This is a genomic window from Ramlibacter sp. 2FC, assembly GCF_005503345.1.
GTDB lineage: Bacteria > Pseudomonadota > Gammaproteobacteria > Burkholderiales > Burkholderiaceae_C > SCMQ01.
In genome coordinates this window covers 1-12310 of sequence record NZ_SCMM01000079.1, presented here as the reverse complement: position 1 = coordinate 12310, position 12310 = coordinate 1, and the positions used below count along the sequence as shown (strand labels likewise).

14 protein-coding genes are annotated in these 12310 nt (G+C 70.8%); 6 read left to right on the top strand and 8 right to left on the bottom strand.

The features are described 5' to 3' along the window. The 6 genes from FFS10_RS21310 to accD all read left to right on the top strand — a co-directional run. Positions 1-434 (top strand): FimV/HubP family polar landmark protein (locus tag FFS10_RS21310; RefSeq protein ID WP_283957673.1); only part of this gene is annotated, 434 nt, incomplete at its 5' end. A gap of 44 nt (positions 435-478) precedes the next feature. Beyond that, positions 479-1261: a tRNA pseudouridine(38-40) synthase TruA gene (gene truA, locus FFS10_RS21305; protein WP_137896606.1), complete on the top strand. Its 783-nt coding sequence runs from the start codon at positions 479-481 to the stop codon at positions 1259-1261. Then, complete coding sequence (locus FFS10_RS21300; RefSeq protein ID WP_137896605.1) at positions 1258-1977, top strand: phosphoribosylanthranilate isomerase; 720 nt, start codon at positions 1258-1260, stop codon at positions 1975-1977. Before truA ends, FFS10_RS21300 begins: the two co-directional genes overlap by 4 nt. 9 nt (positions 1978-1986) lie before the next feature. Next, complete coding sequence (trpB, locus tag FFS10_RS21295) at positions 1987-3252, top strand: tryptophan synthase subunit beta (protein ID WP_137896604.1); 1266 nt, start codon at positions 1987-1989, stop codon at positions 3250-3252. Continuing rightward, positions 3249-4082, top strand: a complete 834-nt coding sequence (trpA, locus tag FFS10_RS21290; protein ID WP_137896603.1) for a tryptophan synthase subunit alpha — start codon at positions 3249-3251, stop codon at positions 4080-4082. The genes trpB and trpA overlap by 4 nt, the downstream gene beginning before the upstream one ends. A 3-nt stretch (positions 4083-4085) precedes the next feature. Beyond that, positions 4086-4958, top strand: coding sequence for an acetyl-CoA carboxylase, carboxyltransferase subunit beta (accD, locus tag FFS10_RS21285; protein ID WP_137896602.1), 873 nt, complete (start codon positions 4086-4088; stop codon positions 4956-4958). 13 nt (positions 4959-4971) lie between these two features. Here the strand turns inward: accD and FFS10_RS21280 are convergent, their stop codons facing one another. From FFS10_RS21280 to FFS10_RS23070, 8 genes are all read right to left on the bottom strand, one after another. After that, positions 4972-6009, bottom strand: coding sequence for a DUF4438 domain-containing protein (locus FFS10_RS21280; protein ID WP_137896601.1), 1038 nt, complete (start codon positions 6007-6009; stop codon positions 4972-4974). 50 nt (positions 6010-6059) lie between these two features. Further along, entirely contained in the window at positions 6060-6830 is a 771-nt protein-coding gene (locus FFS10_RS21275) for a hypothetical protein (protein WP_137896600.1), read from the bottom strand. A 2-nt stretch (positions 6831-6832) separates the two neighbouring features. Next, entirely contained in the window at positions 6833-7315 is a 483-nt protein-coding gene (locus FFS10_RS21270; RefSeq protein ID WP_137896599.1) for a hypothetical protein, read from the bottom strand. 1 nt (position 7316) lies between these two features. Beyond that, positions 7317-8399, bottom strand: a complete 1083-nt coding sequence (locus FFS10_RS21265; protein ID WP_137896598.1) for a hypothetical protein — start codon at positions 8397-8399, stop codon at positions 7317-7319. Between the two features lie 22 nt (positions 8400-8421). After that, the gene (locus tag FFS10_RS21260; RefSeq protein ID WP_137896597.1) at positions 8422-8868 is read right to left on the bottom strand and encodes a hypothetical protein; all 447 of its coding nucleotides are present in this window, start codon (positions 8866-8868) and stop codon (positions 8422-8424) included. A 14-nt stretch (positions 8869-8882) separates the two neighbouring features. Beyond that, on the bottom strand, positions 8883-10694 hold the full coding sequence (locus tag FFS10_RS21255) for a hypothetical protein (RefSeq protein WP_137896596.1): 1812 nt from the start codon (positions 10692-10694) through the stop codon (positions 8883-8885). A gap of 32 nt (positions 10695-10726) precedes the next feature. Further along, positions 10727-12025: a hypothetical protein gene (locus FFS10_RS21250; RefSeq protein WP_249931381.1), complete on the bottom strand. Its 1299-nt coding sequence runs from the start codon at positions 12023-12025 to the stop codon at positions 10727-10729. A 36-nt stretch (positions 12026-12061) separates the two neighbouring features. Then, on the bottom strand, positions 12062-12310 hold a 249-nt coding region (locus tag FFS10_RS23070; protein WP_171016213.1), incomplete at its 5' end, for a hypothetical protein.

Here is a 12310-nt window from a genome sequence, read left to right as displayed (position 1 = left end):
CCCCACCGCCGCCCGCGCCGATCCAAGCGGCGGCTGCCGGCCTGGGGCTGGACTTCGTCGCCCCCAGCCTGTCGCCGGTCGCGCCGCCGCCGGCTGCGGTACCCGACCTGCTGCCGGAACTCGACCTCGACCTGCCGGCGGCAGCGCCGGCCTTGTCCCCCGCGCCTGCGGCAGCGGCCGCTGCGCCCGGCCCGGCCTCGAACATGATCGAGTTCGATCTGGACACCCTTTCGCTGGACCTGCCGCCCGCCGTGCCCGACGCCGCGACCGAGGCCAGCGAGGACGATCCGCTGGCGACCAAGCTGGCCCTGGCTCAGGAATTCCACGCCATCGGCGACACCGACGGCGCACGGACCCTGGTCAAGGAAGTCGTGGCCGAGGCCTCGGGCTCCCTGAAGTCGCGCGCCGAGCGCTTCCTGGCCGAGCTGGCCTGAGGACCGACGAGCTTGCCCATCCGCCTGTCCCTGCCCGGCCCCCTGTGAGACTGGCCCTGGGCGTCAGCTACAACGGCCAGGCCTACCAGGGCTGGCAAAGCCAGCCTTCCGGCCAGACCGTGCAGGACCAGCTGGAACAGGCACTGGCGCAGTTCAGCACGGTGCCGATCGGCACGCTGTGCGCGGGACGCACCGACGCCGGCGTGCATGGCCTGATGCAGGTGGTGCACTTCGACACCGAGCTGCAACGCGAGCCCTTCTCCTGGGTGCGCGGCACCAACCGCTTCCTGCCGCCCGACATCGCCGTGCAGTGGGCCCAGCCCGTGCCCGACAGTTTCCACGCTCGCGCCAGCGCCGTGGCCCGGCGCTACGCCTATGTGTTGCTGGAGTCGCCGGTGCGGCCCAGCATCGAGGCCGGCCGCGTGGGCTGGGTGTTCCGACCGCTCGACGAAGCGGCGATGCGCGAGGCCGCGGACCACCTGCTCGGCGAACACGACTTCAGCAGCTTCCGCGCCAGCGCCTGCCAGGCCCTGACCCCGGTCAAGACCATGAAGCGCATCGCGATCGCGCGGCGCGGTGCCTACTGGCGCTTCGACTTCGAGGCCGACGCCTTCCTGCACCACATGATCCGCAACTTCATGGGCTGCCTGGTCGCGGTCGGCCAGGGCCTGCAGCCGCCCGGCTGGATGCGCGAGGTGCTGCTCGCGCGCCGGCGCGACGTGGCGGCGCCGACCTTCGCGCCCGACGGACTGTACTTCCTCGGCCCGGTCTACGAAGACCATTGGGGCCTGCCGCAGCGCACGGCTGCGTATGATGGGCTTCCATGAGCCCCTCCCCGCCGACCTCGAACCCATCTGCCCGCACCAGGATCAAGATCTGCGGCATCACGCGCGAGCAGGACCTGGACACGGCCGTGGCCGCAGGGGCCGACGCGGTCGGCTTCGTGATGTACGCCAAGAGCCCGCGCCATGTCGCGCCCGCGCGTGCCGCCGCGCTGGCGCGCCGCCTGCCGCCCTTCGTCACGCCGGTGCTGCTGTTCGTCAACGCCGACCTGGCCACGGTGCAGGCCGCCTGCCGCGAGGTGCCGGGCGCCATCCTGCAGTTCCACGGCGACGAGACGCCGGCGCAATGCGAGCAGATCGGCCAGGCCTGCGGACGGCCCTGGCTGCGCGCGGCCCGCATCCCGCTGCACCACCCCTTTGATTTCGACTTGCTAAAATTCGCGGCGGATCACCCCAGTGCCCTGGCCATCCTGCTCGACGCCCATGTCGAGGGATACGGCGGCGGCGGAAAAGCATTCGATTGGTCACTCCTGCCTCCAAGCGTCGCCTCTCACCTCGTTTTGTCTGGTGGGCTCACGCCTGCAAACGTGACCGATGGCATCCTGCAGCTGCGGCCGCGCGGGCTGTCGCTGGCCGTTGACGTGAGCTCCGGCGTCGAGGTGAGTGCTGCGGGAGGGGGAACCCTCAAGGGCATCAAGGACCCGGAAAAGATCCATCGCTTCGTGGCGGCCGTGCGTGCCGCCGACGAGCAAATTGCCTGAAGGCACATCATGTTCGAATACCATCAGCCCGACGCCACGGGCCATTTCGGGATTTACGGCGGCAGCTTCGTCAGCGAGACGCTGACCTACGCCATCAGCGAGCTGCGCGAGGCCTACGCCAAGTACCAGCAAGACCCCGAGTTCCTGGCCGAGTTCCGCTACGAGCTCGCCCACTTCGTCGGCCGCCCCTCGCCCGTCTACCACGCCGCGCGCATGAGCCGCGAGCAGGGTGGCGCGCAGATCTACCTCAAGCGCGAGGACCTCAACCACACCGGTGCGCACAAGGTCAACAACACCATAGGCCAGGCCATGCTGGCCCGCCGCATGGGCAAGCCCCGCATCATCGCCGAGACCGGCGCGGGCCAGCACGGCGTGGCCACCGCCACCATCTGCGCGCGCTACGGCCTGGAATGCGTGGTCTACATGGGCAGCGAGGACGTCAAGCGCCAGAGCCCCAACGTCTACCGCATGAACCTGCTGGGCGCCACCGTGGTGCCGGTGGAATCGGGCAGCAAGACGCTCAAGGACGCGCTCAACGAGGCGCTGCGCGACTGGGTCGCCAACGTGGACAACACCTTCTACATCATAGGCACCGTGGCCGGCCCGCACCCCTACCCCATGATGGTGCGCGACTTCCAGCGCGTGATCGGCGAGGAATGCCTGACCCAGATGCCCGAGATGCTGGCGCGTCAAGGCATTGCGGCGCAGCAGCCCGACGCGGTGGTCGCCTGCGTGGGCGGCGGCAGCAATGCCATGGGCATCTTCCATCCCTACATCCCCTACGAAAACACGCGCCTGATCGGCGTCGAGGCAGCGGGTGAAGGCCTGGACACGGCCAAGCACGCTGCCTCGCTGCAGCGCGGCAGCGCCGGTGTGCTGCACGGCAACCGCACTTATGTGCTGCAGGACGCCAACGGCCAGATCACCGAGACGCACAGCGTCAGCGCCGGCCTGGACTACCCCGGCGTCGGCCCCGAGCACGCCTTCCTCAAGGACATCGGCCGCGCCGAGTACGTGGGCATCACCGACCGCGAGGCGCTGGAGGCCTTCCACTACCTCTGCCGTACCGAGGGCATCATCCCCGCGCTCGAGTCCAGCCACGCCATTGCCTACGCCATGAAGCTGGCCAAGACCATGCGGACCGACCAGTCCATCCTGGTCAACCTCTCGGGCCGAGGCGACAAGGACATAGGCACGGTGGCCGACCTGGCCGGCGTCGATTTCTACGACCGGCCCTCGATGCGCGGCCTGTCGGTCAAGGGAGCCAAGGCATGAGCCGCATGACAGAAACGTTTGCGCGGCTGAAGGCGCAAGGGCGCAAGGCGCTGATCCCCTACGTGACGGCTGGCTTTCCATTTGCCGACATCACGCCCGAGCTGATGCTGGGCATGGTCGCGGCCGGGGCCGACGTGATCGAGCTCGGCGTGCCCTTCTCCGACCCCTCGGCCGACGGCCCGGTGATCCAGAAGGCCGGCGAGCAGGCCCTGGCCCTGGGCATAGGCATGGTCCAGGTGCTGGCCATGGTGCGCGCCTTCCGCGAGCGCGACAGCAGCACCCCGGTGGTGCTGATGGGCTACGCCAACCCGGTCGAGCGCTACGACCAGCTGCACGGCGCCGACGCCTTCATCCGCGACGCCGCCGCGGCCGGCGTGGACGGCGTGCTGGTCGTCGACTACCCGCCCGAGGAATGCGAGGAGTTCGCGGCCAAGCTGCGCACGCACGGCATGGACCTGATCTTCCTGCTCGCGCCGACCTCGACCGACCAGCGCATGGAGCAGGTGGCCCGGGTCGCCAGCGGCTATGTCTACTATGTCTCGCTCAAGGGCGTGACCGGTTCCGGCGCGCTCAACACCGCCGAGGTCGAGGCCATGCTGCCGCGCATCCGCCGCCATGTCAGCGTGCCGGTCGGCGTGGGCTTCGGCATCCGCGACGCGGCCACGGCCCGGGCCATAGGCCGGGTCGCCGACGCCGTGGTGATCGGCAGCCGCCTGATCCAGCTGATCGAGGCGCAGCCGCGCGCCCAGGTGGTGCCCGCCGCCGCGGACTTCCTGCGCGGCATCCGCCAGGCGCTGGACGTATCATCCACCCCCATCGTTGAGGACTGACCCATGAGCTGGCTTGAGAAGCTGCTGCCCCCCAAAATCCAGCAGACCAACCCCACCGAGCGCCGCAGCATCCCCGAGGGGCTGTGGATCAAGTGCCCGAGCTGCGACACCGTGCTCTACAAGACCGACCTGGAACAGAACCAGAACGTCTGCCCGAGCTGCAACCACCACCACCGCATCGGCGCGCGCGCGCGGCTCAACGCCTTCCTCGACGGCGAAGGGCGCTACGAGATCGGCCAGGAGGTCATCCCGGTCGACGCGCTGAAGTTCAAGGACAGCCGCAAGTACCCCGAGCGCCTCAAGGAGGCGCTGGAGAACACCGGCGAGACCGACGCCCTGGTCGTCATGGGCGGCGCGGTGCACAGCATCAACCTGGTGGCGGCCTGCTTCGAGTTCGACTTCATGGGCGGCAGCATGGGATCGGTGGTCGGCGAGCGCTTCGTGCGCGGCGTCGAGGCCGCGATCGAGCAGAAGGTGCCCTTCGTCTGCTTCACGGCCACCGGCGGCGCGCGCATGCAGGAGGGCCTGCTGTCGCTGATGCAGATGGCCAAGACCAATGCCGCGCTGACGCGCCTGGCCAAGAAGGGCCTGCCCTACATCAGCGTGCTGACCGATCCGACCATGGGCGGCGTGAGCGCGGGCTTCGCCTTCGTCGGCGACGTGGTGATCGCCGAGCCCAAGGCGCTGATCGGCTTTGCCGGCCCGCGCGTGATCGAGTCGACGGTGCGCGTGACCCTGCCCGACGGCTTCCAGCGCGCCGAGTTCCTGCAGCAAAAGGGCGCGATCGACTTCATCTGCGACCGCCGCGAGCTGCGCAAGACCATCGCCAACACCCTGGCCATGCTGCAGCGCCAACCGGCCGACGCGGTCAGCTGAACCCCGGGCCGTATCAGTCGGCCTCGCCGGCGCTGCCGGTCGCAAAAGCCAGCCTGGGCGGCGCGTGGCCCGGCACGCAGCGCTGGCGGCGATCGCGCTCGGCCAGCGTCGCCTGTTCGCGCGGTGCCACGGCGCGCCTGATGCCGAAGATCTCGGCCAGGTTGGCAGCCGGGGCGTGCACCGGCTGCAGCAGCGCGGCCGGGCCGGTGAGCAGGGGCGTCACGCCGGGACCGTGGCCGGCGACCGTGCTGTCGCCATGCACGATGACGCCGATCGTGACCCGGCCCTGGCGGTAGCGCGGGCCGTGCCGGTTGTCGGCGTCGCTGATCGCCACCAGGTCGCCGAAGCGCAGGCTGCCCAGCCGATAGCGCAGGCGCGTCGCGCGGTCGCCGAGCTGGATGTCGTAGTCCCCGCGCCAGGCCGTGCTCTTGCCCAGGCCCGAGCCCATGATGCGCGCCGGCACCAGGTGGGTCACCGGGACCAGCAGCCGGCCTTCGCGCTCGCCCAGGCCCCAGCGCGCCAGCAGGGCCGGCGCGCAGTTGAGCACCTCGATGCGCGGATGCCCGGTCAGCCTGAGGCCCAGGCCGCAGGCGACGATCTGGATGCGGTCGCCGATCTGCAGCCGCGCCAGCACCGCGCTCGGGAAGTCCACCAGCACATGGTTGACGCCGCCGTGCTTGCCGGTCACCAGCCCCTGCTGGCCGCGCGCCGGTCCGGTGATCACGCGCGCTCGGTTGCCGACGCAGGCGTAGGTGAGCAGCGCATTGTTGGGGCCGTCGCGCGGGCCGATCACCTCGCGCTGGTTGTTGTGCAGGGCCACGCCGGGCTCGATGTGGTCGCCGGCCAGGCCCACGCAGAGGTCGCCGATGCGGCGGTTGAGCACGATGCCGCCCGTGCCGGGCAGCACGCGCGGCACGCCGTCGTAGCCTATGCGGTAGGGCGAGGCGCGGCCCACCGGGTGGGCGATCTGGCCCTGCACGGTCACGGCGACCAGCTCGTCGCGGTTGACGCGCGGGCCGCGCGGCTCGGGTGCGGGGACATGGGACGCCATGCTTGCGCTCCTTCAGGCGAGAGATGAGCGGTCAACGGTCGTTTCCAGGCTCAGACGGGGTACCACCAGGCGCGCGCGTGCAGCCATGGGTCGGCGGACTCGTCGCCCGCAGCCTCGCCCGGCAGCGCGAGCACATGCACCGCCGCCAGCCGGCCCAGCGGCTGCAGCAGCGCCGCGAGGCCGGCGCCGGCCAGCGCCTCGCGCACCAACACGCGTTCGGCGGCGAACAGGCTGGCGGCATCGCCATCCACCGACTCGGCCGCCAGGCCCAGCCGGGCCAGTGCCTGCACCGGGCCGGGCGCGGCGCCGCCCACGGGCAGCGGACAGAGGATCAGAGCGCCCTCCAGCGTCGCCGACAGCGCCAGCGCGTCCAGCGCCCCGGCCAGCGGGTCCAAGCCCACGCACCAGGCTTCGCTGCGGCCGGCGGCCTCGTCGCGCTCCTGCAGCGCCTGCGCCAGCCACTCGAAGCGCTCGACCACCGACTCGTCACCGGCGCTGCGCAGCTGCGACTCGGCCAGGCAGTCGCCCACCCAGCGCAGCAGCCAGGAGCCGGCGTCGGTGGCTTCGCGCAGCGCGATCCACTCGCCCAGCGCCGAGGCGTCCGGCGCCTGGCCGGCCTGGCCCGGTTCGGCGGCGCGGTGCGGCAGCAGCTCGCTTGAATCCAGCACCTGCCAGAACGAACGCGTGAGCCAGGTCTCGAACACGCGCGTGAGCCCCAGCGCCAGCCGCGGCCCCAGCGCGTGGCCGAGCGCCAGCGCGGGGTCGAGCACGCAGCGCAGCTTGGCGCTGTCGACGGTGACGCGCAGGTCGCTGGCGCCCATGGTCAGTCGTCCCAGGCGTCCCAGGCGTCGAACACGTCGTCCCTGTTCAGACGCAGCGGAGCGGCAGGCGTGCCCCGCTGATCCAGCATCGGCTGGCTGGCGCCGGCCGCAAAGACGATCTTGCGCACAATGGCGCCGGACACGGGGTCGATGCGCAGGAACACGCCGCGGCGCTGGCGGTTGTGCGCGAGATGGTCGCGGATATGCTGGTTCATGCCTCTGTGGGTGGTGTCGACTTCGATGTGCGTGGCGCGGTGCCGCACAGGGTGGACGAACTGGATGTCGGGCCAGCGCGCCAGCGCGCCCGGCCGGCCGCGCTCGCGGCGGCGCCCCTCGACATGGACACCCACGCCTCGGCCCGGGAACCAGCGCTGCACCTGCCGCGCCACCTGCTCGATCACGCGCGCATGCGGCCTGCGGATGATGGCCGCGTCGACGCCGTCGTCGAGCCCGTCCCAATCGTCGCCGCGCGCCATCGCCCGCACCTCAGGCCGCCTGCGGCACGCCGAGCACGCTTTGCAGCGCCGGCGTCACGCCGGGGAAGCCGCGGCCTTCGGGCGTCATGCGGTAGGCCGCGACCCAGGCCTCGGCATGGGCGCCCATGGGCCGCACCACGCTCTGGAACAGGATGGGATCGACCGCGGTCTTGAAATCGTTGTCGGCGATGAACTGCAGCATGCGGCGGCCGCTCTCGGCCATCTTGGCGCGCTGCGAAGGCTCGGCGACGCCGCCCAGGTAGCGGTTGGAGACGATTTCCACCACGTCCCACTTGGTGTTGGCGTCGAAGGCCTTCTTGATGTCGGGCGCGTCGAGCAGCTTGAGCACCTCGACCAGGTAGTGGCCGGTCTCCATCGCGAGGGCGAACACATTGCCGTAGGTCGAGCGGTCCAGCGCGTAGCGCAGGTCCAGGCCGATGCGCTGTATGGTGCCCACGCTGCCGAAGGGCCGCTGGTCTATCAGCTGGCCGCCGCGGATCACCTCGCCGATCAGCAGGTCGCGGAAGTACTGCCCCACCGCCACCATGAAGCCCAGCATCTGGCGATGGAAGTTGCGGTTGACCACCGCCCCGGCCGGCGCCTGCGCGGTGCCGTAGTTGAAGGCGCGGCGGTAGGCCACCATGCGGTCGCTCTTGCCGTAGCGCAGCGGCCGCCATTTCTCGAGCAGGTAGAGGCCGCGCGCGCCGGGCCCGCGCTGTATGCGCATCTTGCCCAGGCGGAACAGGCGCAGCAGCGTCTCGACCACCTCGAAGATCTTCATGCGCTCGTGCTGGTAGATGTAGTAGAGCTCGGCCGCGGCATGCAGCTGGCTGGGGACGATGGAGTCGTCGAAATCGGGGCTGATGTAGGGGTAGCCGACCTTGTCGAATCCACCCTGCCCCTGCGGCCCCAGACCGATGAGGTCGAAAAAGGCGCCCTCGCTGTCGCCGCCGGCCTTTTGCAGCAGTTCTCCGAGCTTGTTCTCGAACTGGGTGCCCAGGGCCTCGCGCTGCTCGGGCGGCAGGTTCTGCATCTGCTCCTGCAGGAAGGTCTCCCACAGGCGCTGGATGGTTTCGGTGGTTTGGAAGTTCATGGTGGACTCCTGGGCACGGCGTTCAGATCGGCGTGTCGCCGGGAACCTCGTTCAGCAAGCGAGATTCCAGCGCGTTGAGGTAGACCAGCCGCGCAATGCGTTCGGGATCGGCCTGGCCGCCCGTGCCCGTGAGGTGCTCGAACTGCTCGGCGTATGCCTTGCCGAGTTCGGGGTGGTGCGCATCCAGATACGCCTTGACCTTGCTCACGGGGCCGGTGGCCTTGTGCTTGTCCAGCTGTTTGTTGGTGTTCCCTGCGCTCGGATGGAGCGAATCAGCCAGTGCGTCGCGCACCGCGCCGAGGGAACGGTAAACGTCGAATGCGGTCTTGCCCGGGGAGCCCGCAGGCCTCTTCGTGAGCATGAGTGCAGCGGCGACGCGGTCGATGGCCTCGACCATCCGTTGCGTCGAAGACACGGGTGCGGGGACCGCAGGCGCGGCGGCCCACAGTGCGAATTTGTCGATCCTCATGACGGGCCTCCGCTTCAGGGCTTGTTGGCGATGATCTCCAGCGACTCTTCGAAGTGCCGCGGGATCGGCGTCGGGACGGCCACCGGCAGCGCGGCCACGGCACCGCCGGTGGCCACGGCGATCGCCTGCAGCGGACGCTCGACGATTTGCCGCAGGCAGCCGTTTGCGCCGAAGATGTCGTCGATGGGCAGGCAGCCGGCGGTCATCTGGTCGATCACCGGGCGCCATTGCTGATCGGACTCCCGTTGCTGGTAGAGCTCGTCGTGGATCGCCTGCGCGAACCGCACGGACACGCCGCCGGGAAACGGCAGGTTGCCGTTGAGGTTGGCGTCGTAGGTCGGCCGCGTGGTATCCCAATCAGCATCGATCGCGGCCGCGGTGGGCCGCAGCAGCGCGTTGGTGCGCGCCAGCTCGGTCAACAGGGTGCCGGTGATCAGGTTCACATGCGGCAGGCCGCCGCCGCCGAGGTAGCCGGGATGGGCACCGCCCCAGAGTAGCGGCGTGGTCACGAAATCGAGCGTCAATGCCAGCGCCGAGGCGCGGGTCTCTGGCAGGCCCAGGTCCGCGTCGCCCGCGCAGTAGAAGTCGATCGCCCGATCGAGGTCAAACAGCACCTTGTCGAGCACGATCTGGCCGAGGATGGCGTCGTCGTCGCAATTGCAATCCGTGAAGCAATCGAGCTCACGCGCCAGCGAGCCGCGGCGGTTGACGAGGTCGATCAACCGTCCCTCCGCCTTGCTGAAGCGGTACGAACCATAGAGACCATAGTTGAGCACCGCGGGCCGCGCCACGCGCAGCAGCCGGAAGCCGCCCGCGGGCACCAAGCCGTCGATGAACAGTTGCAAGGCCTCGTGCAGGTTGGCCAGTTCCGACGCCGCCGGCGCCACCGGCGCGATGGTGTTGTCGACGAAGCGGGTCAGCCGGTTCAGCGGCGCCCAGGCCGTGGCACCGAGGGCCCGCATGCCGCCGCTGCTGCCGCCACCCGCCAGCAGGATCAGCTCGTCCATCGTGCGGGCGAGTTCGTCTTCGCCGAGCAGCGAGCGCAGGTCGCCCTGCCCCTGCGCCTCCAGCGCACTGGTCAGCGTGCGATAGGCGCGCAGGCCGCGCGGCCAGAGACTGCCGTTGTTGGCCTGCGCCGCCAAGCCGTCGATCTGGCGCAGCGCGTTGATCACCGAGTCGCGCCGCGCCTGCATCTCGCTGTAGCTGGTGGACAACAGGAAGCGTCCACCGGAGAAGCCGAGGTTGGCCATCGACTCGCCCATCAGCACGAGCATCACCGCGCAGACCTCGTCGAGGCTTTGCGCCAGGTTGCGGAACTGACGATTCAAAGCCGGCGTGAGCGCACCGATCAGCCGTGACAGGCGCGCGTATTCGCCGAGCTGGCGGCGCATGCCGAAGGTGACGTCGCGCTTGACCGGGTCCAGCCCAGCGCGGGCGGCCTGCACGCCATCGTCGATCGCACGGTGGATCACCTGCTGCCAGCCCTCCAGTTCGGGGCGGATGTCCTTGGTCAGGTTATGCGAGACGAGTTGATGCATGTCGGACTGCACGTCGGAACGGGCCTGCTCGAGGTCGACGTTGGTCGCTTGCGGCGGCGGCGGCGCGCTGGGCCGCAACTGCGGCGTGCGCAGGAAAGGCAGGCCGCGCGCCTCGCCTTCGATGGATTGCGCGCGCAGGTCGCTCTGGTAGCGCTCGGACAATGCTTGGGCGATCTGCTGCGGGTCGTTGGGGTCGCCGATCCTCAGTTCGCGCCGCAGCAGGTTGTCCAGGTCCATGCGCGGCCTGGCGTTCGGCGCCGGGTTCGATGCGGCATTGGTCGGGCTCATGGTCGCGTCCTCAAAAGGTTGAAGGGGGAAAATCAGGCGGCGAGCGCCAGGCGCTCGGGTGCGCCACGGGTCGACAGCAGGGCCCGCGGCGGCGCGCCGCCGCGCGCGGTCAGCTCGGCGATCACGCAGCGCGCCAGCCGCCGAGGCGCGACGCGCCCCGCCTCGAGCGCGTAATGGGCTGCACTCACGAGGTGGCGCGGCGCCAGCGCCGTGGCCCGCCCCTCGGCCAGGCGCGCCGCACCCTCGCGGATCGCGGCCTCGTCCTCGCGGCCGAAGGGGATGATGTCCGCCAGCGCGCGCTGCGCGAGGTTGCGCCGGGTCTGGAACGCGATCTCGTCGACCACCTCGGGGACCAGGCGCGGCGCACTGCTCATCAGCGCGGGCGGGATGCGGTGCGGGCGCTGCGCGCTGTACAGCGCCTGCCACACGCGCAGCAGACGCGTGGCCTCGCGCGTGAAGCCCATGCGCCGCATCATCTCGGCCAGCAGGTACACGCGCAAATAGGCCGTGGGGTGGGCGCCACCGGGCCGGTAGGTCATGGTGCGCGGCTGCGGATGGGCCAGGAAATCGGCCATGCCCCAGGCCGCGGCCGGGCCGCCGAGCAGCAGGGCGGCCAGGTCGGCGAAGATCTCCTTGTGCCAGCGTCCGTACACCGTGGCGAGGAAAGGGTCGCGGCGGCTGCCCATCACGCGGCGCAGCACCGCCTGGCGGTTCTCCTGCCAGAGGCCGAGGTCGGCCTGCAGGTTGTGCGCCACCTCGTGCAGGAACACGCTCTGCCAGGGCTGGTCGCGATCCCAGGGGATGCGGATCAGCGGAAACGGGTTGGGCTCGCCGAGCAGCCGCGACAGCTGCACGCCGCGCCGCATCGTGGCCGGCGAGTAGCCGTGCTCCATGTAGCAGACCGGCTTGAGCAACGGGCCGTCGAAGATGCGCGGCGCGGCCTGGCGCACGGCCTGGTAGCAGTCCTCGGCGATCGCGTCGTGGGCGGCCAGCGCCGGGCCATAGCTGGTGCCGCGCTGCGCGAACACCTCGTAGAACATGCCGAACAGCCGCCGCGCCCGGTCGAGCTCGCGCTCGACCAGCGCCATGTCCACCAGCACCCGCTGCGGCGCCCGCAGCTGCCAGCCGCGCTGCAGCTGCGCGAACCGGCGCTGGATGCCCGCCTCGGCCTTCGCCAGGCGCGCGTTGGCGGCCTCGAAATGCCGCGGCGAAGGCGCGTAGGGCATGTCCTGGGGGCGCAGGCCCACGAAGGCGTTGTCGATCCGGGCCAGCCGGCTCAGCCGGGCCGACAGCCCGGTGAGCTTGGCCTGCAGGAAACGGCGGACGTCCATGGCGCGCTCGGCGGGTGGCGTTGCTGGTCGGCTCGGCTAGCGGCCGCGTATGGTGATCGTGACCGGGCCCTGCATGGTGAAGCTGCGCGTGCGGCAGTTCGGGCAGCTCGTGGCGCCGCGCACCGCGGCGGGGGCGGCGCGCCGCGCGACCGGGGCCACGGTGCGGGCCACCACGCGGGCCGCCTGGCCGCGCGGCGTGGCGCGGCTGGCCCGGGGCACCAGCGGCCGGGCCAGGCGCTGCACCGCCTGCGGCCGGCGCACCACCTGGCGCGTGGCCTGGCGCAC

Coding starts and splice junctions, on each gene's coding strand:
- FFS10_RS21300 (WP_137896605.1), top strand. CDS start 1,258: ATGAGCCCCTCCCCGCCGACCTCGAACCCATCTGCCCGCACCAGGATC.
- trpB (WP_137896604.1), top strand. CDS start 1,987: ATGTTCGAATACCATCAGCCCGACGCCACGGGCCATTTCGGGATTTAC.
- trpA (WP_137896603.1), top strand. CDS start 3,249: ATGAGCCGCATGACAGAAACGTTTGCGCGGCTGAAGGCGCAAGGGCGC.
- accD (WP_137896602.1), top strand. CDS start 4,086: ATGAGCTGGCTTGAGAAGCTGCTGCCCCCCAAAATCCAGCAGACCAAC.
- FFS10_RS21280 (WP_137896601.1), bottom strand. CDS start 6,009: ATGGCGTCCCATGTCCCCGCACCCGAGCCGCGCGGCCCGCGCGTCAAC.
- FFS10_RS21275 (WP_137896600.1), bottom strand. CDS start 6,830: ATGGGCGCCAGCGACCTGCGCGTCACCGTCGACAGCGCCAAGCTGCGC.
- FFS10_RS21265 (WP_137896598.1), bottom strand. CDS start 8,399: ATGAACTTCCAAACCACCGAAACCATCCAGCGCCTGTGGGAGACCTTC.
- FFS10_RS21260 (WP_137896597.1), bottom strand. CDS start 8,868: ATGAGGATCGACAAATTCGCACTGTGGGCCGCCGCGCCTGCGGTCCCC.
- FFS10_RS21255 (WP_137896596.1), bottom strand. CDS start 10,694: ATGAGCCCGACCAATGCCGCATCGAACCCGGCGCCGAACGCCAGGCCG.
- FFS10_RS21250 (WP_249931381.1), bottom strand. CDS start 12,025: ATGGACGTCCGCCGTTTCCTGCAGGCCAAGCTCACCGGGCTGTCGGCC.